Source organism: Streptomyces sp. 3211.6 (assembly GCF_003634815.1).
In the GTDB taxonomy this organism is placed as follows: Bacteria; Actinomycetota; Actinomycetes; order Streptomycetales; family Streptomycetaceae; genus Streptomyces; species Streptomyces katrae_A.
In genome coordinates, this window is sequence record NZ_RBXC01000001.1 from 1,917,315 (window position 1) to 1,943,831 (window position 26,517).

Sequence of the window (26,517 nt, forward strand, 5' to 3'; positions counted from 1 at the left end):
GGCCAGAACTTCAGAAGCGTCAGGCGTTGACGCAGGTGTTGCCGAAGGCCGGGTTCAGCAGCGCGATCACGTTCACGGTGTTGCCGCAGACGTTGACCGGCACGTGGACCGGGACCTGGACGACGTTGCCGGACAGGACACCGGGGGAGCCGATGGCCGCGCCCTGGGCGTCCGCGTCGGCGACGGCGAGGCCGGCACCCGCGAGAACCAGACCACCGGTGGCAGCCGCAGCGGCGACAACCTTCTTGAGCATTGTTCCTCCTAGTAGGCAATGCGGTCCCAGCCGCGGACCGCACCACCTGTAACGAGGAGGGATCACCGGGGCTACGAGCGTATGAGCGCATTCACTCTTCTCAGTGGAATACGCACACCTTCCCGAATCCCCGGCGTTAGGCGTTGTCGATGAAGCGGTCGAGGACCCGTACGCCGAACTTCAGGCCCTCGACCGGAACCCGCTCGTCCACGCCGTGGAACATGCCCGCGAAGTCCAGCTCCGGCGGCAGCTGGAGCGGCGCGAAGCCGAAGCAGCGGATGCCGAGGTCGTCGAAGGACTTGGCGTCGGTGCCGCCCGAGAGCATGTAGGGCACGGCGCGCGCGATGGGGTCCTCGGCCCTGAGGGCGCCCTGCATGGCGTCCACGAGCTTTCCGTCGAAGTCCGTCTCCAGGGCCTTGTCGGCGTGCACGTCCTCCCGCTTCACGCGCGGGCCGAGGATCCGGTCGAGGTCCGCGAAGAACTCGTCCTCGTAGCCCGGCAGGAAGCGGCCGTCCACGTGCGCCGTGGCCTGGCCGGGGATGACGTTGACCTTGTAGCCGGCGCCGAGCATGGTCGGGGCGGCCGAGTTGCGCAGCGTCGCGCCGACCATCTTGGCGATCCCGCCGAGCTTGGCGAGGGTGGCGTCCATGTCGTCGGGGTCGAGCGGGGTTCCGAGCGCGTCCGAGAGTTCGTCGAGGAAGTGTCGAACGGTCTTGGTGACGCGGACGGGCCAGGTGTGGCGGCCGAGGCGGCCGACGGCCTCGCACAGCTCCGTAATCGCGTTGTCGGTGTTGGTCATGGAGCCGTGGCCGGCGGTGCCCTCCACCGTCAGCCGCATCCAGTGCATGCCCTTCTGGGCGGTCTCCACCAGGTAGAGGCGGAGGTTCTCGTTCACGGTGAAGGAGAAGCCGCCGACCTCGCCGATCGCCTCGGTGACCCCCTCGAAGAGCCCGGGGTGCTTGTCCACGAGGTGCCGGGCGCCGTACGTGCCGCCCGCCTCCTCGTCCGCGAGGAAGGCCAGCACGATGTCGCGGGGAGGCTTGCGCCCGCTGCGCATGCGGTCGCGCACGACGGCCAGCGTCATCGCGTCCATGTCCTTCATGTCGACCGCCCCGCGGCCCCACACGCAGCCGTCGGCGACCTCGCCGGAGAAGGGGTCGTAGGTCCAGTCGGCGGCGTTGGCCGGGACCACGTCGGTGTGCCCGTGGATCAGCAGCGCGGGCCGCGAGGGGTCCTCGCCCTCGATCCGGGCCACGGTCGAGGCGCGCCCCTTGTGCGATTCGAAGATCTGCGGCTCCAGCCCCACCTCGGCGAGCTTCTCGGCGACCCACTCGGCCGCCTTGCGCTCGCCGGGGCCCGAGTGGTCCCCGTAGTTGCTGGTGTCGATCCGGATGAGGTCCCGGCAGAGGTCTACGACCTCGTCCTGGCCCGAGACGGTCTTGCCCGCGGCCGCTGCGCTCACGCTGTTTCCTCCCATGGGTCACGTACCGGCTGACCCCCCATCCTCCCGCCCGGGGGCGCTCTCCCCAAGGGCGGTCCGCCAGCCGGAAGGGGTGTGATCGAGGACCCCGGACTGTTTGGTAATGTTTTCCACGTCGGAACGGCCGCGAGGCCGGGACGCACACACCCGGTCCGGGTGGCGGAATGGCAGACGCGCTAGCTTGAGGTGCTAGTGCCCTTTATCGGGCGTGGGGGTTCAAGTCCCCCCTCGGACACATCATGAGCAGGACCCCGCTTCGGCGGGGTCCTGCTTCGTTGTGCGGCGGGGGCTTCCTGTGGCCGGAAGCCGCTGGTCGGGGGTGGCGCGGACGCCCCCGGAATGTTTGGTAATGTTTCACCTGTCGCCACGGCCGCCGAGGCCGGAACGACACACACCCCGTCCGGGTGGCGGAATGGCAGACGCGCTAGCTTGAGGTGCTAGTGCCCTTTATCGGGCGTGGGGGTTCAAGTCCCCCCTCGGACACATGAAGAGCAGGACCCCGCTTCGGCGGGGTCCTGTTTCGTTTTCCGCCGGTTCGTCTTCCGCCGGTCCGTTCCCCCCGCTGCGCGGGCCCTGGAACGGCGAAGGGCCCCCGGGCGGGCCCGAAGCCCGTCCCGGGGGCCCCAGGGGCCCGTGGGGGTCGTCAGTCGCGCGAGGCGGCGATCTCGCTCACCCGGCGGCGGACCAGGAACCAGCCGCCGACCAGGGCCGCGGCGATGCCGGGGAGGATCATCACCGTGGTGCGGCCCACGCCTCCGTCGCACCACATCAGCACCAGGACGGTCACCAGGAAGACCAGGGTGACGATCTGCGTGTACGGCGCCCAGGGCAGCTGGTACGAGGGCCGCTCGACCTGCCCGTTCTGCGCCCGGCGCCAGAAGAACAGCGAACAGATCATGACCATGGCCCAGGTGCCGAGGATGCCGATGGAGGCCAGGTTGAGGACGATCTCGAAGGCCTCGCCGGGCATCCAGGCGTTGAGGCCGACGCCCGCGACGCCGAAGGCGGCGGTGAAGAGGACACCGCCGTAGGGGACCTTGCCCTTGTTCATGAGGCCGGTGAACTTCGGGGCGGAGCCGGACATGGCCATCGAGCGCAGGATCCGGCCGGTGGAGTAGAGGCCGGAGTTCAGGCTGGACAGGGCGGCCGTCAGGACGACCAGGTTCATGATGCCGGCGGCGCCGGGCACGCCCAGCTTGTCGAAGACCGTGACGAAGGGGCTCTGGTCGGCCGAGTACTCCGTGTACGGGAGCAGCAGCGCGAGCAGGACCACGGAGCCGACGTAGAACAGGCCCACGCGCCACATGATCGAGTTGATCGCCTTCGGCATGATCTTCTCGGGGTTCTCGGTCTCGCCGGCGGCGACGCCGCAGAGCTCGACGGAGGCGTACGCGAAGACCACGCCCTGGATGACCAGCAGCATCGGGAGCACGCCGGACGGGAAGATGCCGCCGTGGTCGGTGATGTTGGCCAGGCCCGGGGTGCTGCCGCCGATGTCGTGGCTGGTGGCGACCAGGTAGATGCCGACGATCAGGAAGATCGCCAGGGCGGCGACCTTGACCAGGGAGAACCAGAACTCCATCTCGCCGAAGTACTTCACCGAGATCAGGTTCGCGGTGAGGACCACGGCCAGGGCGATGAAGGCGAGCACCCACTGGGGGATGTCGGTGAACATCGACCAGAAGTGCGCGTAGGTCGCGGCGGCCGTGATGTCGGCCACGGTGGTGGTGGACCAGTTGAGGAAGTAGAGCCAGCCGGCCGTGTAGGCGCCCTTCTCCCCCATGAACTCGCGCGCGTACGAGACGAAGGCGCCGGAGGAGGGGCGGTAGAGGACGAGCTCGCCGAGGGCCCGGACCACGAAGAAGGCGAAGACGCCGCACACCGCGTAGGCGATGGCCAGGGAGGGTCCGGCGCCGGCGAGGCGGCCGCCGGCGCCGAGGAACAGGCCGGTGCCTATCGCCCCGCCGATGGCGATCATGTTGATGTGGCGGGACTTGAGGTCCTTGCTGTAGCCCTCGTCACCGGCGTCGACATGGCGGGAGGACGCCTCGGCGGGAGCCTCGGTCAAGGTGCGGTCACTCATATACGACTTCGCCTTCGTGGGTCGGACAGGCAGGCCGGAAGGCGCGTGCGGGAGAGCTGGGTGGTATCCCCCGTGCCGCGTTCCGGTGATTTTGTCGCCCCAGGAGACCATGAGCGTCCGCCCCCCGCCAAAATCGGCCACTGCGGCCGAAGCCCCCGGCGACCATGGAAACGGTCGCCGGGGGCTGGGGAGGCGTACGAATACGAGGGCTGCGGGCCTCAGGCGCCCGGCCCGGCCTCGGCGGCCTGGTCGAGCCGGAAGGCCTCGTTGCCCAGGCCGATCCGGGCGTGCACCTCGGGGCGGCGGGCCCTCAGCACCAGCCCGTGGACCAGTCCGGCCACCGCGGCCACACCGATGATGGCGGGCAGCGCCCAGCTGAGCGCGGAGCCCTTCTCGGCGGCGACCAGGATGGCGAAGTCCTTCACCGTGTAGACGGCGATGCCCACCAGGGCCAGCCCGGCCAGGCCCGCCGCGACGAGCCGCCAGACCTGGGCCCCGGCGGCGCCCCGGCGGACGAAGAAGGCGATGACGGCGAAGGAGGACGCGGCCATCAGGACGGTCACGCCGAGGGCGCCGACGCTGCCCATCCAGGTGAACAGGTGCAGGACGGGCGCGGTGGGGTCGCCGGCCGGGGAGCCGTCGGTGACCGCGAAGGCGAGGACGACGAGGGCGGCGACCACGGTCTGGAGCAGGGAGCCGGTGGCGGGGGCGCCGGTGCCCGGGTTGGTGCGGCCGAAGCGGGCGGGGAGCAGGCCCTCGCGGCCCATGGCGAAGGCGTAGCGGGCGACGACGTTGTGGAAGCTGAGCATGGCCGCGAACATGCCGGTGACGAAGAGCACGTGCAGGACGTCGGTGAAGCCGGCGCCGAGGCGGCTGCTGGTGAGGTCGAAGAGCAGGGCGGGACCGGCTTCGGCGGCCGCCTTGGTGATCTGCGCGGGCCCGGTGGCCACGCTGAGGGCCCAGGCGCTGAGGGCGAAGAAGAGGGCGACGAAGCCGACGGCGAGGAACATCACCCGGGAGACGACGATGTGCGGCTTGCTCGTCTCCTCGGCGTAGACCGGGGACTGCTCGAAGCCGACGAAGGCGGCGATGCAGAAGCACAGGGCGGTGCCGAGGCCGGCGCCGCCGAGGGTGGCGGGGTCGAAGGCGTGCAGGGAGAGGCCCTGGGGGCCGGGCTTGCCGAGGGCGGCGAGGTCGAAGACGACGACGAGGGCGCACTCGACGAGCAGCAGGACGCCGAGCACCTTGGCGTTGAGGTCGATCTTCAGCCAGCCGAGGGCGCCGGTGGCGGCGACCGCGAGCAGGGCGGGGATCCACCAGGCGATCTCGGTGTGCAGGTAGGTGGAGGAGAGGCCGGAGATCTCGAAGCCGAGGATGCCGTAGACGCCGACCTGCATGGCGCTGTACGCGACGAGGGCGACGAGGGAGGCACAGGCTCCGGCGGTGGGGCCGAGGCCGCGGGCTATGTAGGCGTAGAAGGCGCCGGCGTTGTGGACGTGGCGGCTCATCTCGGCGTAGCCGATGCCGAAGAGGGCCAGGACGACGCCGAGGATCACGAAGAGCAGTGGCTGGCCGACGATGCCCATGACCCCGAAGATCGTGGGCATGACACCGGCGACGACCATCAGGGGCGCACTGGCGGCGAGCACGGACAGCAGCAGTCCGGCGGTGCCGAGGCGGCCGGCGCGCAGGGCGCGGTCCTGGCCCTTGTAGGTGCGGATCTCGGCCTCGGTTGCGGCGGCCGTCACGGTGGATCTGCCCGTCGGCATGGCAGGTTCCTTTCGGGGGCGGGGCGTCGGGGGTCGGCTGGGCGGGTCGGGGGTCGGTCGGGGTCGCGGCTGCGGGCCGGGGGGCGGGGGCCTGGGTCAGGCGGTGCCGAGGGCGGCGCTGCGCGCGGCGAGGAAGGCCTTGGTGGGGTCGCGGTCCGGGTAGGACCAGGGGGCGCGGGTGGCGTGGGCCCCGATGCGGTGGAAGAGGGCGGCGGCTTCGGCGGGGCGCCCTTCGCAGAGCTTGGCGTGGGCGAGGAAGTTCAGGTCGACCCGGTTGCGGGGGTGGTCCTCGCGTTCCCACTCCAGCCACCAGTCGAAGGCGGACCGCAGCACCTGGCGGGCGCGGCGGCCGGTCCAGTGCAGGGCGGCGTCCTCGGGGGCGGTGCGCCCCTCCGCGGCGGCGAGGACGCGGTAGCGCTCGGCGTGGGCGATCACGGGGAGCACGGCGAGCGGGGAGTCGGCCGGGGACTCCTCGGCGGCCCAGGCGGCGAAGTCGTAGACCTCGTGGAGCGGGTCGCGGCCGGCGGCCGGGTCGCGTTCGGCGAGCCGGGCGACCATGAGGTGGTGGGCGTGGTGGTGCTCGCGGTGGCGGGCGCGGACCTGGTCGAAGTTGCGGCTGAACTCCTCGTCGGTGCCGAAGGCCCGGGAGAGCATCAGGAGGCCGAGCCAGGGGGTGGGGTCGGCCGGTAGCAGGGCGGCGGCGCGGCGGCAGGCCTCGTCGGCGGCCTGGGGGGTGCCTTTGCCGCGCAGGGCGGCGTGGACGGCGGCGCAGGCGAGGAGGGTGGCGGCGTCGGCGCTGCCGGGTTCGGCGAGGAGCCATTCGCGGGCCCAGGCGGTGGCCGAGGGGGTCTGGGCGAGGACGGTGACGCGGTGGCCCCGGCGGTCCCAGTCGTCGCCGGTGGCCACCAGCAGGCTGCGGGCCCTGGCCCAGCGGCCCTGGGTGAACTGGCCGCGTACGGAGACGAGTTCGGTGTCGCAGAGGGCCGGGTCGAAGAGCTGGGCGTCCCGCTTGCGGGTGCGGCCGAGGGGCGGCGGCGGGGACATCCGCGGGTTCCCTCCAGAGCGCGGGCGCGGGTGGACGACGTACGGGGGTGCGGGTGCGGGGCCGTGCGGGTGCGGTGCGGGTGTGCCATGCGGGTGTGCGGCGCGTGGACGCGGGGCGCCCGGGGCGCGGCTCGACCATGCCGGTGGTCAATCCGGATGATCACTCACAGCAAACCGGTACGCACAGCTCCGCGTCAAGGTCCGGACCGGCGGGTGGCCGGAATCAACTGGTCGACGAAGGGGGCACGTTGGGGCGAATGGGCCGGGTCCTGGGGCGTGGGCCCGGGTGGGGTCAGGAGACGGCGGTGGCGGCCGCGCGGCCCGCCGCGCGGGCCGAGAAGAGGCAGCCGCCCAGGAACGTGCCCTCCAGGGCCCGGTAGCCGTGGACGCCCCCGCCGCCGAAGCCCGCCGCCTCCCCGGCCGCGTACACACCGGACAGCGGCTCGCCCGAGGGGGTCAGGACGCGGGAGGAGAGGTCGGTCTCCAGGCCGCCCAGGGACTTGCGGGTCAGGATCGAGAGGCGGACCGCGATCAGCGGACCGGCCTTGGGGTCCAGGATCCGGTGCGGGGCGGCGGTGCGGATCAGCCGGTCACCGAGGTACCTGCGCGCCCCGTGGATGGCCGTCACCTGGAGGTCCTTGGTGAAGGGGTTGGCGATCTCCCGGTCGCGGGCGGTGATCTCGCGCCGCACCGTTGCCTCGTCGAGCAGGTCCTCGCCGGTGAGCTCGTTCATCCGGCGGACCATCCTCGACAGGTCCCGTTCGACGATGAAGTCCGCGCCGTGGTCCATGAACGCCTTGACCGGTCCGGGTACGGCCTGCCGGGCGCGGTTGACCACCTCACGGACGGAGCGGCCCGTCAGGTCCGGGTTCTGCTCGGAGCCGGAGAGGCCGAACTCCTTGCCGATGATGCGCTGGTTGAGCACGAACCACGTGTGGTCGTGCCCGGTGCGCATGATGTGGTCGAGGGTGCCGAGGGTGTCGAAGCCGGGGAAGAGCGGTACGGGCAGGCGCCGGCCGGTGGCGTCCAGCCAGAGGGAGGACGGGCCGGGCAGGATGCGGATGCCGTGGCGGGCCCAGATCGGGTCCCAGTTGCCGATGCCCTCGGTGTAGTGCCACATCCGGTCCTTGTTGATGTGGCTGGCCCCGGCCTTCTCCGCGATGCCGAGCATCAGGCCGTCCACGTGGGCGGGAACCCCGGAGAGCAGCCGCGCGGGCGGGGTGCCGAGGCGGGCCGGCCACTGGGCGCGGACCAGGTCGTGGTTGCCGCCGATGCCGCCGCTGGTGACGATCACCGCCTGGGCCCGCAGGCTGAACGCGCCGGTGCTCTCGCGCCCGCTGGCGGTGCCCCGTGCGGCCTCCGAGGGGGCCAGGACCTCCCCGGTGACGGTGTCCACGGCTCCGGCGGTGGCGGCGAGCCCGGTGACCCGGTGGCGGAACCGCAGGCTCACCAGGCCCCGGGCCACCCCGGCGCGGACCCGCCGTTCGAAGGGTTCGACCAGGCCGGGGCCGGTGCCCCAGGTGATGTGGAAGCGCGGGACGGAGTTGCCGTGGCCGTTGGCGTCGTAGCCGCCGCGCTCGGCCCAGCCGACGACGGGGAAGAAGCGCACCCCCTGGGCGTGCAGCCAGGGCCTCTTCTCCCCGGCCGCGAAGTCCACGTAGGCCTCGGCCCAGCGGCGCGGCCAGGTGTCCTCCTCACGGTCGAAACCGGCGGTTCCCAGCCAGTCCTGGAGGGCGAGGGCGCGGCTGTCCCTGATCCGCATCCGGCGCTGCTCGGGGGAGTCCACGAAGAACAGCCCGCCGAAGGACCAGTGCGCCTGACCGCCGATCGACTGCTCGGGCTCCTGGTCGAGGAGGATCACCTTGCGGCCCGCGTCGACGAGCTCGGCGGTGGCCACGAGGCCGGCGAGGCCCGCTCCGATCACGATCACGTCAGCGTCGTAGCTCATGCGTCTGCCCGTCCTCCGGTCGGTGGTGGGGCAGATCCTTGGCTACGGAGCGGTAACCCGTCAACAGCGGTGGTTGGATGGACGGGTGAGTGCTGCGGATGAGGTTCTGGACGTGGTGGACCGTGCCGACCGGGTCACCGGGCGGGCCCGGCGGGGCGAGGTGTACGCCCGGGGGCTGCTCCACCGGTGTGTGTTCGTGCAGGTCAGGGATGGGCTGGGGCGGGTCTTCGTGCACCGCCGGACCGCCTCGAAGCTGGTGTTCCCCGCGCACTACGACATGTTCGTGGGCGGGGTGCTGGGCGCCGGCGAGGGCTACCCGGCGGCCGCGCTGCGGGAGGCGGAGGAGGAGCTCGGGGTGAGCGGGCTGGAGCAGCCGGTGCCGCTGTTCAAGTTCCTCTACGAGGGTCCGGGCGGCTCCTGGTGGTCGTACGTGCACGAGGTGCGGTGCGCGCTGCCGGTGTCCCCGCAGGAGTCCGAGGTGGACTGGTACGCCTGGCTGGATCCGGAGGAGCTGGAGCGGCGGGCGGGCGGCGGGGAGTGGCCCTGGGTGCCGGACGGGCTGGAGGCGTACCGGCGGCTGCGGGCCTTCCGGGAGGGCGCGGCCCGGCCGCCCGCGCCCCGCGCCTGAGGGGGACGTAAATTGGACAGGTGATCGACTTCGTCAAGGACGTCCGCCTCTGGTTCGCTCCGCAGCGGCTGCGTGGCGAGGGAGAGACCCCGGACTACCGCTTCTCCCTGGCCAACGAGCGGACCTTCCTGGCCTGGATCCGGACCGCGCTGGCGCTGGTGGGCGGCGGGTTCGCGGTGGACCAGTTCCTGCCGGACCTGCGCTGGGGGGTGCGGGTGGGGATGGCGCTCGCCCTGCTGGCGGTGGGGGCGGCCTGCGCGCTGCGGGCCGTCCACCACTGGGTGCGGTGCGAGCGGGCGATGCGCAGGGGCGAGGACCTGCCGCTGTCGCCGTTCCCGGTGCTGCTGAGCCTGGGGGTCGGGCTGGTCGCGGTGGCGATGGTGGTGGTCGTGCTGATGGGCTGGGCGGGCCGGCCGTGACCCGCCCGGGGACGGCCCTGCGGGACGCCGGGCTCCAGCCCGAGCGGACCCGGCTGGCGTGGCGGCGCACCACCCTGGCGTGCTCGGTCACCGCGGTGCTGGCGCTGCGGCAGGCGCTGCACGGGAACGGGTCGCCGCTGGAGGCCGGCGGGGCTGCGGTGATGGCGCTGGTGTGGGTGGCGTTCCTGTGGGTGGCGCACCGGCGGATCCGGCAGCTCGCGGCCGCCCGGCCGGCGGGGCTGGCGCCGCGGGCGGCGGTGGGGGCGGCGGCGTGCGCGGTGGCGCTGGCGGTGTTCGCGATGACCTTGATCGTCTGACCGTCCCCGTCCCCTTCCCCTCCCCCCGAACCCCGCCCTCCCCCGGTCGCGGTCCGGCTGACAGGATGCTGACCGCCTGTCACAGCGACCCGGGGAGAGCGCCCATGACCGTCGAGAAGCCCTACGTCGTCCAGCCCGCGGCCGGGGTGTACGCCTACGTCCAGCCGGACGGCGGCTGGTGCCTGAACAACGCCGGCTGGGTCGCCGACGGCGGACGGACCCTGCTGGTCGACACCGCCGCCACCGAGCGGCGGGCGCTGGCCCTGCGCGAGGCGGTCCTGGCGGCCGGGTCCGCGCTGCCTCGGACCGTGGTCAACACCCACCACCACGGCGACCACACCTACGGCAACGCCGTCTTCGCGCCGGCCGTGATCGTGGGCCACGACAACGCGCGGACCGAGCAGCTCGCCGCCGGGCACCAGCTGGAGCTGATCTGGCCGGCGACCGACTTCGGCGCGATAGAGATCACCGCGCCCGACCTCACCTACGGCGACCGGCTGACCCTGCACGTGGGGGACACCGAGGTGCGCGTCCTGCACCCGGGCGTGGCGCACACCACCGGCGACTCGGTGGTGTGGCTGCCCGGGCAGCGGGTGGTGTTCACCGGCGACCTGGTCTTCGCCGGGGGCACGCCGTTCCTGGCGATGGGCTCGCTGGCCGGTTCGCTGCGGGCGCTGGAGCTGCTGCGCTCGCTGGACGCGGAGACCCTCGTGCCGGGGCACGGGCCGCTGACCGACCCGTCCGCGTACGAGGCCACCGAGCGCTACCTGCGGTACGTGGCGGAGCTGGCGCGGGAGGGCCGGGACAAGGGGCTGAGCCCGCTGGAGACCGCGCACGGGGCGGATCTCGGGGAGTTCGCGGCCTGGCGGGAGAGCGAGCGGCTGGTGGCGAACCTGCACCGGGCGTACGCGGAGCTGGCCGGGGAGCCGGAGGGGGCTCCGCTGGACATCATGGCCGTGCTGCGGGACATGACGGTGATGAACGGCGGCACTGCGATCCTGTGCCACGCGTGAGGCGCTGAGAGCGCGGCGGGCCGGAGGGGCGGGCCGGAAGGCGACGGGCCGGAAGGCTTCTTTCGGCCCGCCCCCTGGACGGCATACCGACTGGTCGGCATGATGGCTCGGGACACCCGTCGTCGACCCGACTTCCCACGGAGGCGCGCACATGACCCCAGCCGACCCCCGAGGCCTCGACCTGGAGCGGCTGCGCGGCCACCTGGACGCCGCGCTCCCCGGGCTCGTGGCCGGACCGCTGACCGGCCGGCTGATCGAGGGGGGCCGGTCGAACCTCACGTACGCGGTCACCGACGGCCGGGCCCGCTGGGTGGTGCGCCGCCCGCCGCTGGGACACGTCCTGGCCACGGCGCACGACATGCGGCGCGAGCACCGGGTGATCGCCGCCCTGCACGGGACGGCCGTACCGGTGCCGGAGCCGCTGCTGCTGTGCGAGGACGAGGAGGTGCTGGGGGCGCCGTTCTACGTCATGGAGCACGTGGACGGGGTGCCGTACCGGACGGCCGGGCAGCTCGCGGAGATCGGCCCGCAGCGGACCAGGCGGGCGGTACTGGGGCTGGTGGACACGCTCGTGGACCTGCACGCGGTGGACCCGGGAGCGGTGGGCCTGGGCGACTTCGGCCGGCCCGAGGGGTTCCTGGACCGGCAGCTGCGCCGCTGGGGCAAGCAGCTCGCGGCCTCGCGGGGCCGGGATTTGGCCGGGATCGACGAACTGCACGCGGCCCTGGGCCGGGCGCTGCCCGCCTCCCCCGCGCCGGCCGTGGTGCACGGTGACTTCCGGCTGGACAACGTGCTGATCGGCGGACCGGACGACACGATCCGGGCGGTGCTGGACTGGGAGATGTCGACGCTGGGCGATCCGCTGACGGACCTCGGGCTGCTGGTGATGTACAGCTCCGACCTGGGCCTGGAGGACTCCCCCGTCAGCACGACGAGCCGCGCGCCGGGCCATCCGGCGCCCGCCGAGCTGGTCGAGCGCTACGCCGCCCGCTCGGGCCGGGACACCGGGGCGATCGCCTGGTACACCGCCTTCGCCTGGTTCAAGCTCGCGGTGATCCTCGAGGGCATCCACTACCGCTACACGCTCGGGCAGACGGTGGGCGCGGGCTTCGACCGGATCGGCGAGCTGGTCCCGGTCTTCATCGCACACGGTCTGACCACCCTCCAGGAAGGCTGAGGAGCCGCGCAGATGGACTTCGCATTCGACACCCGGACCGAGGAACTCCGCGGGCGGCTGCTCGCGTTCATGGAGGAGCACGTCCACCCGGCGGAAGCCCTCGCCGCCGAGCAGCGCGCGCGGCTGGCCTCGCCCTGGGACACCCCGGCGGTCTTCGGCGAACTGAAGGCCGAGGCGCGCCGCCGGGGGCTGTGGAACCTGTTCTTCGTGGACCCGCACGGCTCTGCGGACGCGGAGTACGGGGCCGGGCTGACCAACCTCCAGTACGCCCCGCTCGCCGAGATCACCGGCCGCAGTCCGCACCTGGCCCCGATGGCCACCAACTGCGCGGCCCCCGACACCGGCAACATGGAGCTGCTCGCCCAGTTCGGCAGCGAGCGGCAGAAGAAGCAGTGGCTGGAGCCCCTGCTCGCCGGGGAGATCCGCTCCGCCTTCGCGATGACCGAGCCCGAGGTGGCCTCCTCGGACGCGACGAACATCGAGACCCGGATCGAGCGGGACGGCGACCAGTACGTGGTCACCGGGCGCAAGTGGTACATCTCCGGGGCGATGAACCCGGACTGCAAGGTGTTCATCGTGATGGGCAAGACCGACCCGGACGGTGCGGATCCGCGCCGCCAGCAGTCGATGGTCCTGGTCCCGCGCGACACCCCCGGGGTGGAGGTGCGCCGGGCGATGACCGTGTACGGGTACGCGGACCACGACCACGGCGGGCACGCCGAGGTGGTCTTCGACGGGGTGCGGGTGCCGGCGGAGAACCTGATCGGCGAGGAGGGTGCCGGCTTCGCCATCGCCCAGGCCCGCCTCGGCCCGGGCCGGATCCACCACTGCATGCGGCTGATCGGCATGGCGGAGCGGGCCGTCGAGCTGATGTGCCGGCGTGCGGTGGGCCGTACGGCCTTCGGGAAGGAGCTGGCCGCGCAGGGCGTCGTGCAGAACTGGATCGCGGACGCCCGGGTCACCATCGAGCAGCTGCGGCTGCTGGTGCTCAAGACGGCCTGGCTGATGGACACGGTCGGCAACCGGGGCGCGCACACCGAGATCCAGGCCATCAAGATCGCCACCCCGCGGGCGGTGGTGGGGATCCTGGACCAGGCGGTGCAGCTGCACGGCGCGGGCGGGGTCAGCCAGGACTTCCCGCTGGCCGAGCTGTGGGCGGCGGCGCGGACGCTGCGGCTGGCGGACGGCCCGGACGAGGTCCACCAGCGCTCCCTGGCCCACCGTGAGCTGAAGCGCTACCGCTAGGAAGCCGGGGCAACCCGGCCGGAGGCCGTCGCGATGACCTCGTCCAGTACCTCGCGGGAGCGGACGAGGTCGCCGATCATCCGGTCGATCCGGTCCCGTTCGGTGACCAGTTCGGCCACCAGGGCGGGGGTGGCCCGGAGCGACGGGCCGCCGTCCTCGTCCCGCATGCAGGGCAGGATCTGCGCGATCTTGGAGCTGTGCAGCCCCGCCGCGTAGAGCTCCTGGATGCGGATCACCCTGTCCACGGCCCGCTCGGGGAACTCGCGGTGGCCGCCGGGCGTGCGGTCGGAGGCCAGGAGGCCCTGCTGCTCGTAGTAGCGCAGCGAGCGCTCGCCCACCCCGGTGCGCGCCGCCAGTTCACCGATCCGCACGGCCACCTCATTCGGTCTTGAACCTGACACTGATGTCAGGTTCTACGGTACCGGCATGACGCAGACACGACAGGCCTTCGCCGCCGGATCCCTCCTCTTCTCCCCCGCCCGCCTGGGCCCCCTGGCCCTCCCCAACCGTCTGGTGATGGCCCCGCTGACCCGCAACCGCGCCGGGGCCGACGGGGTGCCCGGGGAGCTGATGGCCACCCACTACGCACAGCGCGCCTCGGCGGGCCTGATCATCGCCGAGGGCACCACGCCGAACGCCGTCGGCCAGACCTACCCGCACATCCCGGGCATCCACACCCCGGCGCAGACCGCCGGATGGCGGCGGGTCACCGAGGCCGTGCACGCCGCCGGCGGGCGGATGTTCCTCCAGCTCCAGCACGGCGGCCGGATCGGCCACCCCGACACCAGCGGGCACGTCCCGGTCGCCCCCTCCGCCGTGGCCCTCCCGGAGCCGCTGCAGACCGCCACCGGCCTCCGGGCTCCGGTCACCCCCCGCGCGATGACGGAGGAGGACATCCGGACGACCGTCGCCGACTTCGCGGACGCGGCCCGAGACGCGGTGGACGCCGGCTTCGCCGGGGTGGAGGTGCACGCTGCCAACGGCATGCTGCTCCACCAGTTCCTCGCCCGGAACACCAACCTGCGCACCGATGCCTGGGGCGGGCCGGTCGAGGGGCGGATCCGGTTCGCCGTCGAGGTGGTCCGGGCCGTCGCCGAGGCCGTCGGCCCGGAGCGGGTCGGCGTGCGCATCTCCCCCGGAAGGGACATCAACGGCATCGAGGAGGGCGACACCGGGGAGATCTACCCGGCGCTCCTCGCAGCCCTCGAGGACCTGGACCCGGCCTACCTGCACCTGCTGTACGCCGACCCGGACGAGCCCTCCTTCGCGGAGTTCCGCCGGGCCTGGCCGGGCACCCTGATCGCCAACCCGAAGCTCTCCCGCGCGGAGGTCGACGCCGACGCGGGCCTGGCGCGGGGCGAGCGGCTGCTGGCGGCGGGCGCCGACCTCATCGCCCTCGGGCGGGGCTTCATCGCCAACCCCGACCTCGTGGAACGGCTGCGCACGGGCGGCCCGCTCAACGGACTCCGCCCCGAGTTCCTGATGCACGTGCACGGCGCCGAGGGCTACAACGACTACCCGGCGCTCGCCCCCGCCGCCCTTGTCTAGGGGCGCAGGGAGCGGAGCAGCAGGTCGGCGAGGTGGTCGGCCACCTGGTGCGGGGTCAGCGGGCCGTCGGCCCGGTACCAGGTGGAGAGGTGGTGCACCGAGCCGAAGTAGTAGTCCACCACCAGGTCGGCGGGGGTGGCCGTGGCGAACACCCCGCTGGCCATGCCCTCCTCGACCAGGGCGCGGAACCGCTCGTGGTAGCGCCGGCGTTCGGCGCGGACCTGCTTGTACTTCTCCGGGCTGAGCTGGTGCATCGACCGGAAGAAGATCATCGCGTCGTCGAGGTTCTCGATCGTGGTGACGACGACGTCGGCCGCGGCGGCCCGCAGCCGCTCCTCGACGGGGGCATCGGATCCGGCCACCGCGTCGAGCCGCTGCTGCTGGAGGCGCAGCATGCGCGCGTACACCTCGTGCAGCAGGTCGTCCTTGGAGCCGAAGTAGTGGTAGAGCGCTCCCTTGGTCACCCCGGCCGCCTCGACGATCTCCTGGACGGAGGTGCGGTCGTAGCCGCGCTCGGCGAACAGCCTGGTGGCGACGGCCAGCAGCCGCTGCGGCACCGGGGTCTCGCGGTCGCGGTCGCGATCGTGGTCGCGGTCGCCGTCCCCGGGTCCGGCGGTGTTCCTGGCGGCCATGGCGCTCGCCTTCCTCTCCTGATCCTCCGACTGTTTTCAGCCGCGCTCGCGCAGTTCTCGTCGGAGGATCTTGCCACTGGTGGTCTGGGGAAGAACAGGCAGGATCTCGACCCGGCGCGGGTACTTGTAGGCGGCGAGCCGCTCGGCGCAGTACGCGACGAGTTCGGCCGGCTCGGCACGGGCGCCGGGACGCAGGCTCACGTAGGCGATGACGCTCTCCCCGCGGTAGGCGTCGGGAACGCCGACCACGGCCGCCTCCCGGACGGCGGGGTGGGTGTAGAGCACGTCCTCGACCTCGCGCGGCCAGACCTTGAACCCGGAGGCGCTGATCATGTCCTTCTTGCGGTCGACGACGTAGAGCCAGCCGTCGGCGTCCATGAACCCGACGTCCCCGGTGCGCAGTTCACCGTCCGGGAAGGCCGCGGCGGTCTCGTCGGGCAGCCCCCAGTAGCCGGGCACGACCTGGGGCCCGCGGACGGCGATCTCGCCGGTCTGCCCGAGCGGGAGCTCTGCGCCGTGCTCGTCGAGGATCCGTACGAGGGTCTGCGCGCCCGGGACACCGACGGAGAGGGTTCCGCCGGCGGGGTCGACGGGGGCCTCGCGGTGTGCGGGGACGGAGGCGCAGGGGGCGGTGCACTCGGTGAGGCCGTAGCCGTTGCGCAGGTAGAACCCGAAGTCGGCGCGGAGGCGTTCGACGAGGGCGGGCGGGAGCGGGGCACCGCCGGAGGAGATCACCTGGAAGGAGGCGAAGTGCGCGCGGGTGGCGGCGGGGTGCGCGGCCAGGGCGGTGAACGCGGTGGCGGGCCCGATGGTGTAGGCGGGCCGGTGCTCGAGGAAGGCGTCGAGGACGGCTCCGGCGTCGAAGCGGTGGGCGAGGACGAGGGTGCCGGCGTTGACGAGGCAGGCGGTGAGCTCGCAGACCAGCCCGGTGATGTGGAACAGCGGCGCGAGCACGAAGTACCCGGCCCCTTCGGCGATGGGGTGCCCGGAGACCTGGCGGACGGCGTTGTAGGTGATCGCCCCGTGCGGGTTCATGGCGCCCTTGGGAGCGCCGGAGGTGCCGGAGGTGTAGCTGATGAGCGCAATGTCCTCCTCCCGCAGCCCCGGATCCGCCGGCCCGGGGTGCCCCTGCCGGGCCACGAACAGCAGGTCGACGGGGGCGGGCGCGGCGGAGGCGACGTCCGGCGCCGGGGCGGCCTGCTCAGGGGCGGCCCGGTCGGCCGCGGCCGGGGCCGGGGCGGGCGGGGGGCCGCTGGGCTGCGGCGGGAGCGGGAAGGCCGCGGCCGGGGCGGGCGAGGCCGGGGCAGCCGCGACCGGGGCCGACACGGCCGAAGCGTCCGGCGCCGGGGCCGGGGCGGGCGGGGAGGCGCTGGGCTGCGGCGGGGGTGGGAAGACGCGGGGGTCGTCGCGGGTCTGGAAGTCCCGCGCGCGGGCCGTCAGGACGGTCCGGACCCCGGTCTCCCGGACGGCCTCCGCCAGGTACCCCTCCCACGCCGCGCCCTCGCAGACCAGCGCGACCGCCCCGGAGTCGCCCAGCACGTGCCGCGTCTCGGCGGACTTGTACATCGGGTTGACCGGGACGACCACCGCCCCCGCCTTCCACGCCGCCAGCACGGCCAGCACGAAGTGCGGGGTGTTCTGCAGCATGACCGCGACCCGGTCGCCCCGCCTGACCCCCCGCTGCGCGAGGTACCCGGCCAGGGAGTCGGAGAGGGCGTCCGCCTCGGCGTACCCGATCCGTCCGTCGAAGTACGCCAGCGCGGCCCGCTCCGGCGCCCGCGCCACGGCGGCCCGGAAGGCGTCGAGCACACTGGCCGGCGGCGCGACCGGCGCCAGCTGGGCGGCACTGAGCTGCCGCAGCCACGGCCGGGCGGCGTACGGGGAGCCGCCGGCGACGGCGGAGGCATCCGCGGGGGCGGCCGTCATGAGGATTCCCATGTCCGCTGGAGGTGGTTCATCGCGCCCAGCCACCGCTCGGGGTCGCTCGCGCGCCCGGCGTAGTAGTGCGCCACCTCGGGGTGCGGGAGGATCAAGAACCGGCCCTTCTCCATGCCGTCGAACAACGCGTCCGCGACCGCGTCCGGCTCGATCGCGGTCGGCTCCAGGACGAGTTCGCCCGCCGAACCCGCGGCGGTCAGCATGTCGGTGCGCACGCCCTGCGGGCAGATGGCGTGGACCCGCACGCCCCGGTGGCGGTAGGTCAGCGAGAGCCATTCCGCGAAGGCGAGGGCACCGTGCTTGGTGACACTGTACGGGGCGGCCCCGATCATCGTGAGCAGTCCGGCGGCCGAGACGGTGGACACGAACCGCCCTTCGCCCCGCTCCAGCCAGTCGGGCAGCAGGGCACGGGCGGCGCGCACGTGGGCCATGACGTTGGTGTCCCAGGCCGTCTCCCAGACGTCCTCCTCCGCGAAGGCGTCGCCGCCCGCGGCGACTCCGGCGTTGGCGCAGTACACGTCCACCCGCCCGCCCAGGGCCTCGCGCGCCTCCTCCACGACCGCCGAGGCGTCGCCGGGGACCGCGATCGCGCGGGCGCCGATGGCGGCGGCCACGGCCGCGGCCCGGTCGGCGTCGAGGTCGTTGACGACGACGGTGGCCCCCTCGGCGGCGAAGCGGCGGGCGAGGGCCGCGCCGATGCCGCCGCCCGCTCCGGTGACGACGACTCGCTGGTCCTGGTACGCGTTCACGGGGATCACCTTTCGCCGCTGCTGCCCGCGGGGCCCGTCGGGCCACCGGATCCCGGGCAGACTAACCAGTCGGTATGTCGGGGCGGAAGGGGTCCGCGCCCCAGCATGGCGGGATGACACTCTCGCGACGCGGGCTGCTGGGACTGGCGGGGGCCGCAGGGGCCACGGGTGCGGTCGGAGCTGGACGGCCGGCCGGGCCCCCGCCGCACGGCCGGGTGCGCACCGGCTTCGAGCGGCTGGCGGCCGACGGGTACGCCGAGCTCGCCGGGCAGCGGGTCGGGGTGGTCACCAACCCCACCGGGATCACCGCCGACGCCCGCCACCTGGTCGACGTGATGCACGCCGACGCACGGGCCGGCCTGGTCGCGGTGTTCGGGCCGGAGCACGGCTTCCGGGGGACCGCGCAGGCGGGCGGCTCGGAGGGGGCCGGGCGGGATCCGGCGACGGGGCTGCCCGTGTACGACACGTACGGCAGGAGCGGGAAACAGCTCGCGGACCTCTTCACCGCGGCGGGCATCGACACGCTCGTCTTCGACGTCCAGGACGTCGGCGCCCGCTTCTACACCTACATCTGGACCCTCTACGACTGCATGCGCGCGGCCGCGCTGGCCGGCAAGGCGGTCGTGGTCCTGGACCGGCCCAACCCGGTGGGCGGACTCCGGGCCGCCGGGCCCGTGCTGCTGCGGCCGTACGCGAGCTTCGTGGGCCGGGAGCCGATCGCGCTCGCGCACGGGATGACGGTGGCGGAGCTGGCCCTGCTGTTCAACGGCGAGTTCCTGGGGAGCGCCGGGCCGCGGCTGAGGACCGTGCCGATGGAGGGGTGGCGGCGGGGCTCCTTCTTCGGGGAGACGGGGCTGCCGTGGGTGCCGCCGAGCCCCAACGTGCCCACCCCCGACACGGCGCTCGCCTACGCCGGTACCTGCCTGCTGGAGGGCACCACCCTGTCGGAGGGCCGGGGCACGACCACCCCCTTCGAGCTGGCCGGCGCGGAGGGCGTCGACCGGCGGTGGGCGGAGGCGGCGAACGCGCTGGGGCTGGCGGGGGTGTGGTTCCGGGAGGCCTGGTTCACCCCGTCCTTCTCCAAGCACGCCGGAAAGCTGTGCGGTGGGCTCCGGCTGATCGTGCACGACCGGGAGGCGTTCGACCCGGTGCGGGCGGGCATCGGGCTGCTGGTCACGGCACGGCGGGTGTGGGACGGGTTCGGCTGGCGGGCGGACCACTGGATCGACCGGCTGACCGGCTCGGACCGGGTGCGCACGCTGGTGGACGCGGGGGCGGGGGTCGAGGAGGTCGCGGGCGACTGGGCGGCGGGGCTGGCCCGGTTCGCGGCGGTCCGGGAGGAGTACCTGCTGTACCCGTGACCCGCCCGCGAATGCCGCCGTCACGGGTCTGGCCGTCGCGGCCCGGCGGCGGGATGCTGCGACCGACCGGGGCACGGCTCGCGCGGAAGGGGGACGTCATGGCGGACGGCGGAGCGGGGATCGGGGTCGGGCCGTACCAGGAGCTGACCTTCGACGCGCAGGGGGACGTGGACCCGGCGACGCGGGCGGCGGTGGCCCGGATGGAGGCGACGGACCTGCTGGTCTTCGCCCATGGGTGGAACAGCGACCGTTCTACGGCGACGCGGTTGTTCGACCGCTTCTTCGCGCCATTCCCGGCGTTGGTGGGGTCGGGGGTGCGGCTGGGGTACGTGGGGGTGGTGTGGCCGTCGATGCGGTTCTCCGACGAGCCGATCCCGGACTTCGATCCGCACGGCACGCTCGCGGAGGCGGGCGGTGGTACGGGTGCCGGCGGTGGGGCGGGGGCGTTGGGCGACCCCGCTCTGGACGCGGCCACGCGGACGGCGCTGGGCGGGTTCTGGCCCGGCCGGGAGGCGGAGCTGGACCGGGTCGCGGCGCTGCTGGCGGAACGGCCCGAGTCGCAGGCGGCGTTCGCGGAGTTCGGGGCGCTGGTGCGGGAGCTCGTGGGGGCCGGGCCGGCGGGGACGGCCGGGGCGGCGGCGGTCGCGGCTCCGGGGGTGCCCGGGGTGCCGGACGTGTTCGCGCTGGACCCGGTGACGGTGTGCCGGGCCCTGACCGCCGCCCTGGCGGAGGCGGCCGGCGCGGCCGGTCCGGGCGGGGCGCCGGGTACGGCGGGCGTGGCGGGGGCCGCGGCTTCGACGGGGCCGGGCTTCGCGCCGGGCGACGGGCTGCGCGCCCTGTGGGGCGGGGCCAAGGAGCTGCTGCGGCAGGCCACGTACTACGAGATGAAGAAGCGGGCCGGGGTGGTCGGCGAGCACGGGCTCGGGCCCGTGCTGACGGACCTCGCGGGGCGGCGGCCCGCCCTGCGCTTCCACCTCGTCGGCCACAGCTTCGGGGCGCGGGTGGTGTCGTTCTCGCTGCGCGCCGTACCGCAGGGGGCCCGCCACGTGAAGTCGCTGACGCTCCTCCAGGGGGCCTTCTCCCACTACGCGTTCAGCGACCGGCTCCCCCACGACCCGGACCGCGGCGGGGTCCTGCACGGGCTCCAGGTCCGGGTGGACGGACCGGTGGTGGCCTGCCATTCCCCGCACGACTCGGCCCTCGGGGTGTTCTACCCGCTCGCGTCCCGGATGGCGAGGGATTCGGCCGGTCTGCTCGGCTTCGACGAGCGGTGGGGCGCGATCGGGCACGACGGGGTGCAGGCGGTGCCGGGCGCCCTGCGGCTGACCCTGGAAAGGGCTCTGGCCGGGGGGCTTCCGGGGGCCGGGTGCGTCAGTGTGGACGCGGGCTCCGTGGTGCGCCGGGGCGGTCCTCCGTCGGGGGCGCACAGCGACATCTGCCACGAGGAGCTGGCCCGGATCGTGGTCGGCGCGGGGCGCATGGGGCGCTGACTTCCGGCCATGTGCCACCCGCACGCCTCGACCGCCCCCGCATGCGCCCGCGTCCACTCGGGCATGTTGGGCACGTCGGGGCGGGTCGCTTCGTTCTACGCGGTAGTCACGCGGTGGCGCGGGGCGCGACGGGCGGGATACGGGCAGGGGTACGGCGGAGGTGAAGGTACGGTGGCGGGTTTTCGGAGTCTGGCCTACCAGGTGCGCGACGCGCGCAACGACCGGGCCCTGCGGCGCCATTCGCTGCGCCGCTGCCTGGAGCGGTTCGCGCCCTACGGGCACCGGGCGACGTGGTGGCACCTGTGCGACCGGCACGGGATCGCCCCCGAGGACCGGGGCGCGGATCCGCTGCGGCTGGTCGCGGCACTGGAGGAGCTGGAGGACGCGCGGGCGGTCTGGCTGGAGTACGAGCGGCAGTTCGCGGCGCGGCGCAGACGCGAGAAGCACGACGGGGTGCGGCAGCCGGAGTGGGCCTGGGGCGGCAGCGGGGACGCCGTGGTGCGGTGCGCCGATCCGGGCGTACGGCCGGAGGGGACGCTCGGCGAGGTACTGAGACGGCTGGTGCGGGTGCTGGAGTCGGAGCCGGGTACGGCGTGCCCGGTGTGCGGTGAGCGCGAGCTGCGCTGGCCGCCGGCGCTCTCGGGGCCGGCTGCGTGGGGCGGGGCCTGGGCGTGGGACGGGCCGCTGTGCGGGGGCTGCGGGATCGTCGTGCCCCGGCCGGCGCTGGCGGAGACGGCGGTGGTACATCCGGCGGCCGCGGACGCGGCATGAGCGGGCGTGGGGTGAGCGGGGCGGAGTCCAGCGGCCCGGCGTCCGGCAGGGCGGGTGCGGCATGAGCGGGTGCGAGGTGAGCGGGGCGGAATCCCATGGGGAGGAGTCCCGGCCGAGTCGCATGCGGCGGGGGCGGGCGGCGGGTGTACCGGCCCGGGCGGCCCCGGCGGTGGGGCAGGGCAGGGGGCCTGCGCTCCAGGTCGCGCTGAACGGGTCGCGGGGGGCCGGTGACGGGGGCGCGGTGCCGCTGTCCCCGGCGGATCTGGCGGAGTCGGCGCTGGCGGCGGTCGCGGCCGGGGCCGGTGAGGTGCTGGTGCATCCCAGGACCCCCTGCGGGCGGGAGAGCCTCTCGCCCCGGGTGGTCGGGCCGGTGCTGGCGGAGTTGCGCGGCGCGGGGGTCCGCGTACCCCTGGCGGTGCCGGCGGGAGTGGCGGCCGAGCCGGATCCGGCCGGGCGGCTGGAGCGGGTGCGGTCCTGGACGGTGCTGCCCGACCGGGCGGTGGTGCCCTTCGCCGAGGCGGGGGCCGAGCCGTTGGGGCGGGCCCTGCTGGAGCGCGGGGTGGCGGTGGACGCCGTGGTCCCGCTGGGCGGCGGGGCCGGGCCGGAGCCGTTGGCCCGGTTCCTGGCCTGGAGCCCGCCGGGGTTCGGGCGGGTCCGGCTGGTGGTGGAGCTGGCGGAGCCCGACCCGGCGCTGGTGGCCGGGATGCGCTGGCTGCCCCCGGTGCCGGTCGTGCTGTACGGGCGCGAGGGCGCGGCCTGGCCCGTGCTGCGGCTGGCGGCGCGGTGCGGTGCGGGCGCGCGGATCGGCGTCGGGGAGGTGCTGTCGCTGCCCGACGGACGGCCGGCCCGTTCCAACGCCGAACTGGTCGCGGCCGCCCTGCTGTTGTGGGGCGGGGCTACGACGACAGCCGGGAGCCGCTGAGCTCGGCGCCGAAGACGTCGTCGGGGTTGGACAGCGCGCAGTTCTTCAGCGAGAGGCAGCCGCAGCCGATGCAGTCCGACAAGTGGTCGCGCAGCCGGCTGAGCTGACTGATCCGCTGGTCGAGTTCGGCCCGCCAGGCCTCGGACAGCCGCGCCCAGTCCTCCCGGGTGGGGGTGCGTTCCTCGGGCAGCTCCGCCAGCGCTTCGCGGATGTTGGCCAGCGGGATGCCCACGCGCTGGGCGGCGCGCACGAAGGCGACGCGGCGCAGCGTCTCCCGGGTGTAGCGCCGCTGGTTGCCGGAGGTCCGGCGGCTGCTGATCAGGCCCTTGGTCTCGTAGAAGTGCAGGGCGGAGACGGCTGCTCCGCTGCGTGCGGACAGCTGCCCGACGGTGAGTTCGTGGACGTTCTCGTGAATCTGCGGCACAGGTCCGAGGGTAGCCGCAGGTCCGTTGACAGACGTGTCACCCCCCAGCATGCTGAGCAAGCGCTTATTCAGATGCAGGGCCGGATCCCGTGGGAGACAGGGGCAGGGCATGACCGAACCGAGGATCTTCACCTCCGCCGAGGAGTTGCACGCCGCGATCGGCGAGCCGCTCGGCCCGAGCGGCTGGCTGGAGGTGGACCAGAAGCGGATCGACCTCTTCGCGGACGCGACCGGCGACCACCAGTGGATCCACGTGGACCCGGAGCGGGCCGCCGCCGGACCCTTCGGCTCCACCATCGCGCACGGCTACCTGACGCTGTCCCTGCTGCCGAGCCTGGTGCCGCAGGTCATGCGGGTCGAGGGCATGCGGATGGGCATCAACTACGGCCTGGGCAAGGTCCGTTTCCCCGCGACGGTGCCGGTCGGCTCCCGGCTGCGCGCCACGGCCGTGATCACGGAGGTCACGGAGGCGGGCGGCGGCGTGCAGGTCGCGGCGACGGTGACGGTCGAGCGCGAGGGCGGCGAGAAGCCGGTGTGCGTGGCGGAGTCGCTGTCCCGCTATTACTTCTGACCGGCCCCGGCGGCGGGGCGCGCGCCCACCATGCGCAGGACGAGGTCGGAGTAGAGGGCTCCGACCTCGTCGGGCGTGCGCTGCCCGTCCGCGTTGAACCAGCGGGCCACGTCGATGCACAGGGACAGGACGGCGAGGGTGGTTCCGGGCACGTCGGGGACGTCGAACTCCCCCGCCCGCACGCCCTCGGAGAGGATGCGCCGCACGGCGGCGTCGCTGAGCCGGCGCAGGGCGACGATCTCGGAGCGGTGCTCGGGGCCGAGGGCGTCGAGCTCGTACTGGACGACGCGCGCGGTGGTGTGGTGCGCGGCGTGCCAGCGCACGAAGGACCGTACGGCGGCGTCGAGCCGCTCGGCCGCCGCCCCGGGGCCGAAGGCGGCGGTCTCCAGGATCTCCAGGGCCTTGTCGTGGCCGATGCGGCTGATCCGGTGGAGCAGCTCTTCCTTGGTCTTGTAGTGGATGTAGAGGGCGGCGGGGCTCATGCCGGCGCGCCCCGCGATGTCGCGGGTGGTGGTCGCGTGGTAGCCGCGCTCGGCGAAGGCCTCGACGGCCGCCACGAGCAGCCGCCGCGCGGCGTCCGGGGTGACCTCCGACCACGCCTGGTAGCCGTCGGTGGTCTCCGCCGCGCTGTCCATCGCTCACCCTCTCCGCCCTGTAGGAAGGAAACAGCTTACCGGAGGGTGAGCAAGCGCTTAGGAACCGTGCGGCGGGCTCGGGCTCAGAAGGCGGAGACCCCCGTGCGGGCCCGGCCGATCAGCAGCTTCTGGATCTGGCTGGTGCCCTCGTAGAGGGTCATGACGCGGGCGTCGCGCAGCAGCTTCCCGGCCGGGTACTCGTCGATGTAGCCGTAGCCGCCGTGCACCTGGAGGGCGTTGGAGGCGGCGCGCACGGCGGCCTCGGAGGCGAAGAGCTTGGCGGTGGAGGCCTCGGTGGCGAAGGGCCGCCCGCGGTCGACGAGGTCGGCGACCCGCCAGGTGAGCAGCCGGGCGGCGTCCACGTCGACCGAGATGTCGGCGATCAGCTCCTGGACCAGCTGGTGGTGGGCGATCGGCTTGCCGAACTGCTCGCGCTGCGCCGCGTACGACACGGCCGCGTCCAGGGCGGCCTGGGCGATGCCGACGCAGCCGGCGGCCACCGACATCCGGCCCTTGGCCAGGGCGGACATCGCGACGGAGAAGCCCTTGCCCTCGGGGCCGAGCATCGCGGAGGCGGGGACGCGGACACCGTCGAGGGTGAGTTCGGCGGTGGCCTGGCCGCGCAGTCCGAGTTTGCCGTGGACCTCGCGGCGGGTCAGGCCGGGGGTGTCGGCGGGGACGAGGAAGGCGGAGATCCCGCGGTGGCCGGGGTCGGCGGGGTCGGTCCGGGCGAACAGCAGGACCACGTCGGCCCAGGTCCCGTTGGTGATGAACATCTTGCTGCCGGTGATGACGTAGCCGTCCCCCTCGCGCACGGCGCGGGTGGTGAGCGCGGCGGCGTCCGAGCCGGTGCCGGGCTCGGTCAGGCCGAAGCAGCCGAGGGCCTCGCCGGAGCAGAGGCGGGGCAGCCAGGATCGTTTCTGCTCCTCGGTCCCCCAGGCGGCGACGGTCTTGGCGACCAGGCCGAGGGAGACGGAGACGATACCGCGCACGGAGGAGTCCCCGCGGCCGAGCTCCTCGGTGACCAGGGCGTAGGAGAGGTGGTCGCCGCCGGAGCCGCCGTACTCCTCGGGGACGGTGAGGCCGAGGAAGCCGACGTCCCCGAGCTTCTTCACGATCGCCCGGTCCACGCTCTCGGCGCGGTCCCACTCGGCGGCGTACGGGGAGACCTCGCGCTCGGTGAACGCACGGGCGAGCCGGCGCACGGCCTCCTGCTCCTCGCTGAGCTCCAGGTTCACGGGGTCCCTCCGAGGCGTGGGCGGGGTTAACTACCAGCGCTAGTTTATGGCGGGCAGGGCCTACTATGTGGCGCATGGCCAGACCGCGCAAGCCCCTCCTCAGCCGGGACCGCATCATCGAGGCGGCGGGCGAACTGGTGGACGCGGAGGGGCTGGAGGCCGTCTCGACACGGCGGCTGGCGGCCGCGCTCGGGGTGAGCGGGCCATCCCTCTACAACCACTTCCGGACGAAGGACGCGATCCTGGAGGCGGTGGCGGACGCGGTGAGCGCGCGGGTCGACCTGTCGATGTTCGACACAGGCGACGGGCCCCTTGACTGGCGGGCCGCCCTGCACGCCTGGGCCCACTCCTACCGCGCCGCCCTGGCGGACCACCCGAACATCGTGCCGGTACTGGCCCGCGGGCCGGGCCGCCGTCCCGCGGGACTCCGCCTGGCGGACGCGGTGTTCGGCGCCATGACGGCGGCGGGCTGGCCGCCGGCCCACGCGACCCGGATCGGCGCCCTGATGCGGTACTTCATCCTGGGCTCGGCGGTGGCCTCGTTCGCCCGGGGCTTCGTGGACGACGAGACCGCCTACGACCCGGCGGACTACCCCCACCTGGGCCAGGCCCACCTCCTGGCGGAGCGCCGGCACGAGGTGGACGAGGGCGCCTTCGAAACGGGCCTGACGGCCCTCCTGGACGGCCTGACCCTCCAGTACGACTCCCTCCACCACGAACCCCACCGGAGTCCTCCGGGCCCCGCCGGCACCTGAGGCCCGGGGTTTTCAGCCCCGCCGGCGTTCGAGGCGCGGGGTCCGGGGCGGAGCCCCTGGGGGCACCTCTGGGGCCCCCGGACGGAGTCTGGGGGAGGTAGCTGGGG

The 26,517-nt window shown here is 74.0% G+C and carries 26 protein-coding genes and 2 tRNA genes; 15 read left to right on the forward strand and 13 right to left on the reverse strand.

The genetic code is table 11. The features are described 5' to 3' along the window. Window positions 1-19 precede the first annotated feature (19 nt). Window positions 20-253 (reverse strand): chaplin ChpH, encoded by a 234-nt coding sequence (gene chpH / locus BX286_RS08975; RefSeq protein ID WP_079425338.1) that lies wholly within the window; start codon window positions 251-253, stop codon window positions 20-22. 136 nt (window positions 254-389) lie between these two features. After that, window positions 390-1,730: a M20/M25/M40 family metallo-hydrolase gene (locus BX286_RS08980; protein WP_079425341.1), complete on the reverse strand. Its 1,341-nt coding sequence runs from the start codon at window positions 1,728-1,730 to the stop codon at window positions 390-392. A gap of 153 nt (window positions 1,731-1,883) precedes the next feature. Between BX286_RS08980 and BX286_RS08985 the strand changes: the two genes are divergently transcribed. Together BX286_RS08985 and BX286_RS08990 are read left to right on the forward strand one after the other, a co-directional pair. Next, window positions 1,884-1,968: transfer RNA gene (locus BX286_RS08985), tRNA-Leu, on the forward strand. A gap of 163 nt (window positions 1,969-2,131) precedes the next feature. After that, window positions 2,132-2,216 (forward strand) — tRNA-Leu (locus BX286_RS08990). A 160-nt stretch (window positions 2,217-2,376) separates the two neighbouring features. On the opposite strand, the gene BX286_RS08995 is transcribed toward BX286_RS08990, so the two are convergent. The 4 genes from BX286_RS08995 to BX286_RS09010 all read right to left on the reverse strand — a co-directional run bounded on the left by BX286_RS08995 (window position 2,377) and on the right by BX286_RS09010 (window position 8,577). Then, window positions 2,377-3,816 carry an amino acid permease gene (locus BX286_RS08995; protein WP_100865039.1) on the reverse strand — a complete coding sequence of 480 codons (1,440 nt, stop codon included), beginning with the start codon at window positions 3,814-3,816 and terminating at the stop codon, window positions 2,377-2,379. A 218-nt stretch (window positions 3,817-4,034) separates the two neighbouring features. Beyond that, complete coding sequence (locus BX286_RS09000; protein WP_079425346.1) at window positions 4,035-5,585, reverse strand: APC family permease; 1,551 nt, start codon at window positions 5,583-5,585, stop codon at window positions 4,035-4,037. A 96-nt stretch (window positions 5,586-5,681) separates the two neighbouring features. Continuing rightward, window positions 5,682-6,629, reverse strand: a complete 948-nt coding sequence (locus tag BX286_RS09005) for a hypothetical protein (protein WP_079425348.1) — start codon at window positions 6,627-6,629, stop codon at window positions 5,682-5,684. A 292-nt stretch (window positions 6,630-6,921) separates the two neighbouring features. Continuing rightward, a complete protein-coding gene (locus BX286_RS09010) occupies window positions 6,922-8,577 on the reverse strand; it encodes an FAD-binding dehydrogenase (RefSeq protein WP_079425350.1) in 1,656 nt (551 codons plus the stop codon). Between the two features lie 85 nt (window positions 8,578-8,662). On the opposite strand from BX286_RS09010, the gene BX286_RS09015 reads away from it, so the two are divergent. From BX286_RS09015 to BX286_RS09040, 6 genes are all read left to right on the forward strand, one after another. Then, on the forward strand, window positions 8,663-9,205 hold the full coding sequence (locus tag BX286_RS09015; RefSeq protein WP_237292712.1) for an NUDIX domain-containing protein: 543 nt from the start codon (window positions 8,663-8,665) through the stop codon (window positions 9,203-9,205). A gap of 20 nt (window positions 9,206-9,225) precedes the next feature. Next, window positions 9,226-9,624: a YidH family protein gene (locus BX286_RS09020; protein ID WP_079425353.1), complete on the forward strand. Its 399-nt coding sequence runs from the start codon at window positions 9,226-9,228 to the stop codon at window positions 9,622-9,624. Then, window positions 9,621-9,941 carry a DUF202 domain-containing protein gene (locus tag BX286_RS09025; RefSeq protein WP_079425355.1) on the forward strand — a complete coding sequence of 107 codons (321 nt, stop codon included), beginning with the start codon at window positions 9,621-9,623 and terminating at the stop codon, window positions 9,939-9,941. The genes BX286_RS09020 and BX286_RS09025 overlap by 4 nt, the downstream gene beginning before the upstream one ends. A gap of 104 nt (window positions 9,942-10,045) precedes the next feature. After that, the gene (locus BX286_RS09030; protein ID WP_079425357.1) at window positions 10,046-10,954 is read left to right on the forward strand and encodes an MBL fold metallo-hydrolase; all 909 of its coding nucleotides are present in this window, start codon (window positions 10,046-10,048) and stop codon (window positions 10,952-10,954) included. Window positions 10,955-11,105: 151 nt separating this feature from the next. Further along, window positions 11,106-12,131, forward strand: coding sequence for a phosphotransferase family protein (locus BX286_RS09035; protein WP_079425359.1), 1,026 nt, complete (start codon window positions 11,106-11,108; stop codon window positions 12,129-12,131). A gap of 12 nt (window positions 12,132-12,143) precedes the next feature. Beyond that, complete coding sequence (locus BX286_RS09040) at window positions 12,144-13,376, forward strand: acyl-CoA dehydrogenase family protein (protein WP_079425361.1); 1,233 nt, start codon at window positions 12,144-12,146, stop codon at window positions 13,374-13,376. Here the strand turns inward: BX286_RS09040 and BX286_RS09045 are convergent. Further along, window positions 13,373-13,747 (reverse strand): MerR family transcriptional regulator, encoded by a 375-nt coding sequence (locus BX286_RS09045; RefSeq protein WP_079425363.1) that lies wholly within the window; start codon window positions 13,745-13,747, stop codon window positions 13,373-13,375. The genes BX286_RS09040 and BX286_RS09045 overlap by 4 nt on opposite strands. A gap of 55 nt (window positions 13,748-13,802) precedes the next feature. Here BX286_RS09045 and BX286_RS09050 point away from each other — a divergent pair, with 55 nt between their 5' ends. Then, window positions 13,803-14,924, forward strand: coding sequence for an alkene reductase (locus BX286_RS09050; RefSeq protein ID WP_079425365.1), 1,122 nt, complete (start codon window positions 13,803-13,805; stop codon window positions 14,922-14,924). Here the strand turns inward: BX286_RS09050 and BX286_RS09055 are convergent. The 3 genes from BX286_RS09055 to BX286_RS09065 are packed head-to-tail and all read right to left on the reverse strand — an operon-like array spanning window position 14,921 to window position 18,252. Further along, complete coding sequence (locus BX286_RS09055; RefSeq protein WP_261993385.1) at window positions 14,921-15,556, reverse strand: TetR/AcrR family transcriptional regulator; 636 nt, start codon at window positions 15,554-15,556, stop codon at window positions 14,921-14,923. The genes BX286_RS09050 and BX286_RS09055 overlap by 4 nt on opposite strands. 36 nt (window positions 15,557-15,592) lie before the next feature. Beyond that, window positions 15,593-17,482: an AMP-binding protein gene (locus BX286_RS09060; protein WP_079425367.1), complete on the reverse strand. Its 1,890-nt coding sequence runs from the start codon at window positions 17,480-17,482 to the stop codon at window positions 15,593-15,595. Further along, window positions 17,479-18,252: an SDR family oxidoreductase gene (locus tag BX286_RS09065; RefSeq protein WP_185117256.1), complete on the reverse strand. Its 774-nt coding sequence runs from the start codon at window positions 18,250-18,252 to the stop codon at window positions 17,479-17,481. The genes BX286_RS09060 and BX286_RS09065 overlap by 4 nt, the downstream gene beginning before the upstream one ends. Window positions 18,253-18,356: 104 nt before the next feature. On the opposite strand from BX286_RS09065, the gene BX286_RS09070 reads away from it, so the two are divergent. The 4 genes from BX286_RS09070 to BX286_RS09085 all read left to right on the forward strand — a co-directional run bounded on the left by BX286_RS09070 (window position 18,357) and on the right by BX286_RS09085 (window position 22,787). After that, window positions 18,357-19,604, forward strand: a complete 1,248-nt coding sequence (locus BX286_RS09070; RefSeq protein ID WP_079425371.1) for an exo-beta-N-acetylmuramidase NamZ domain-containing protein — start codon at window positions 18,357-18,359, stop codon at window positions 19,602-19,604. A 98-nt stretch (window positions 19,605-19,702) separates the two neighbouring features. After that, window positions 19,703-21,094: a serine-threonine protein kinase gene (locus BX286_RS09075; protein WP_079425373.1), complete on the forward strand. Its 1,392-nt coding sequence runs from the start codon at window positions 19,703-19,705 to the stop codon at window positions 21,092-21,094. Between the two features lie 171 nt (window positions 21,095-21,265). Further along, on the forward strand, window positions 21,266-21,865 hold the full coding sequence (locus tag BX286_RS09080; RefSeq protein ID WP_079425375.1) for a hypothetical protein: 600 nt from the start codon (window positions 21,266-21,268) through the stop codon (window positions 21,863-21,865). Window positions 21,866-21,986: 121 nt separating this feature from the next. Continuing rightward, on the forward strand, window positions 21,987-22,787 hold the full coding sequence (locus BX286_RS09085; protein ID WP_121014813.1) for a 3-keto-5-aminohexanoate cleavage protein: 801 nt from the start codon (window positions 21,987-21,989) through the stop codon (window positions 22,785-22,787). Here the strand turns inward: BX286_RS09085 and soxR are convergent. Continuing rightward, window positions 22,762-23,211 (reverse strand): redox-sensitive transcriptional activator SoxR, encoded by a 450-nt coding sequence (soxR, locus tag BX286_RS09090; RefSeq protein WP_079425379.1) that lies wholly within the window; start codon window positions 23,209-23,211, stop codon window positions 22,762-22,764. The genes BX286_RS09085 and soxR overlap by 26 nt on opposite strands. Window positions 23,212-23,320: 109 nt before the next feature. Between soxR and BX286_RS09095 the strand changes: the two genes are divergently transcribed. Further along, window positions 23,321-23,782 (forward strand): MaoC family dehydratase, encoded by a 462-nt coding sequence (locus BX286_RS09095; RefSeq protein ID WP_079425380.1) that lies wholly within the window; start codon window positions 23,321-23,323, stop codon window positions 23,780-23,782. On the opposite strand, the gene BX286_RS09100 is transcribed toward BX286_RS09095, so the two are convergent. Together BX286_RS09100 and BX286_RS09105 are read right to left on the reverse strand one after the other, a co-directional pair. Next, the gene (locus BX286_RS09100; protein WP_121014814.1) at window positions 23,773-24,417 is read right to left on the reverse strand and encodes a TetR/AcrR family transcriptional regulator; all 645 of its coding nucleotides are present in this window, start codon (window positions 24,415-24,417) and stop codon (window positions 23,773-23,775) included. The genes BX286_RS09095 and BX286_RS09100 overlap by 10 nt on opposite strands. Window positions 24,418-24,500: 83 nt before the next feature. Next, window positions 24,501-25,655, reverse strand: a complete 1,155-nt coding sequence (locus BX286_RS09105; protein WP_079425384.1) for an acyl-CoA dehydrogenase family protein — start codon at window positions 25,653-25,655, stop codon at window positions 24,501-24,503. 74 nt (window positions 25,656-25,729) lie between these two features. Between BX286_RS09105 and BX286_RS09110 the strand changes: the two genes are divergently transcribed. After that, complete coding sequence (locus BX286_RS09110) at window positions 25,730-26,410, forward strand: TetR/AcrR family transcriptional regulator (protein ID WP_100864309.1); 681 nt, start codon at window positions 25,730-25,732, stop codon at window positions 26,408-26,410. The last annotated feature ends 107 nt before the right edge of the window (window positions 26,411-26,517 follow it).

What these genes read in the sequence shown, in the direction of transcription:
- BX286_RS09010 (WP_079425350.1), bottom strand. Translation starts at nt 8,577, where the DNA reads ATGAGCTACGACGCTGACGTGATCGTGATCGGAGCGGGCCTCGCCGGC.
- BX286_RS09050 (WP_079425365.1), top strand. Translation starts at nt 13,803, where the DNA reads ATGACGCAGACACGACAGGCCTTCGCCGCCGGATCCCTCCTCTTCTCC.
- BX286_RS09005 (WP_079425348.1), bottom strand. Translation starts at nt 6,629, where the DNA reads ATGTCCCCGCCGCCGCCCCTCGGCCGCACCCGCAAGCGGGACGCCCAG.
- BX286_RS08980 (WP_079425341.1), bottom strand. Translation starts at nt 1,730, where the DNA reads ATGGGAGGAAACAGCGTGAGCGCAGCGGCCGCGGGCAAGACCGTCTCG.
- BX286_RS08995 (WP_100865039.1), bottom strand. Translation starts at nt 3,816, where the DNA reads ATGAGTGACCGCACCTTGACCGAGGCTCCCGCCGAGGCGTCCTCCCGC.
- BX286_RS09100 (WP_121014814.1), bottom strand. Translation starts at nt 24,417, where the DNA reads ATGGACAGCGCGGCGGAGACCACCGACGGCTACCAGGCGTGGTCGGAG.
- BX286_RS09060 (WP_079425367.1), bottom strand. Translation starts at nt 17,482, where the DNA reads ATGACGGCCGCCCCCGCGGATGCCTCCGCCGTCGCCGGCGGCTCCCCG.
- BX286_RS09110 (WP_100864309.1), top strand. Translation starts at nt 25,730, where the DNA reads ATGGCCAGACCGCGCAAGCCCCTCCTCAGCCGGGACCGCATCATCGAG.
- BX286_RS09030 (WP_079425357.1), top strand. Translation starts at nt 10,046, where the DNA reads ATGACCGTCGAGAAGCCCTACGTCGTCCAGCCCGCGGCCGGGGTGTAC.
- BX286_RS09085 (WP_121014813.1), top strand. Translation starts at nt 21,987, where the DNA reads ATGCGGCGGGGGCGGGCGGCGGGTGTACCGGCCCGGGCGGCCCCGGCG.
- BX286_RS09040 (WP_079425361.1), top strand. Translation starts at nt 12,144, where the DNA reads ATGGACTTCGCATTCGACACCCGGACCGAGGAACTCCGCGGGCGGCTG.
- BX286_RS09075 (WP_079425373.1), top strand. Translation starts at nt 19,703, where the DNA reads ATGGCGGACGGCGGAGCGGGGATCGGGGTCGGGCCGTACCAGGAGCTG.
- BX286_RS09095 (WP_079425380.1), top strand. Translation starts at nt 23,321, where the DNA reads ATGACCGAACCGAGGATCTTCACCTCCGCCGAGGAGTTGCACGCCGCG.
- BX286_RS09035 (WP_079425359.1), top strand. Translation starts at nt 11,106, where the DNA reads ATGACCCCAGCCGACCCCCGAGGCCTCGACCTGGAGCGGCTGCGCGGC.
- BX286_RS09000 (WP_079425346.1), bottom strand. Translation starts at nt 5,585, where the DNA reads ATGCCGACGGGCAGATCCACCGTGACGGCCGCCGCAACCGAGGCCGAG.
- BX286_RS09070 (WP_079425371.1), top strand. Translation starts at nt 18,357, where the DNA reads ATGACACTCTCGCGACGCGGGCTGCTGGGACTGGCGGGGGCCGCAGGG.
- chpH (WP_079425338.1), bottom strand. Translation starts at nt 253, where the DNA reads ATGCTCAAGAAGGTTGTCGCCGCTGCGGCTGCCACCGGTGGTCTGGTT.
- BX286_RS09055 (WP_261993385.1), bottom strand. Translation starts at nt 15,556, where the DNA reads ATGGCCGCCAGGAACACCGCCGGACCCGGGGACGGCGACCGCGACCAC.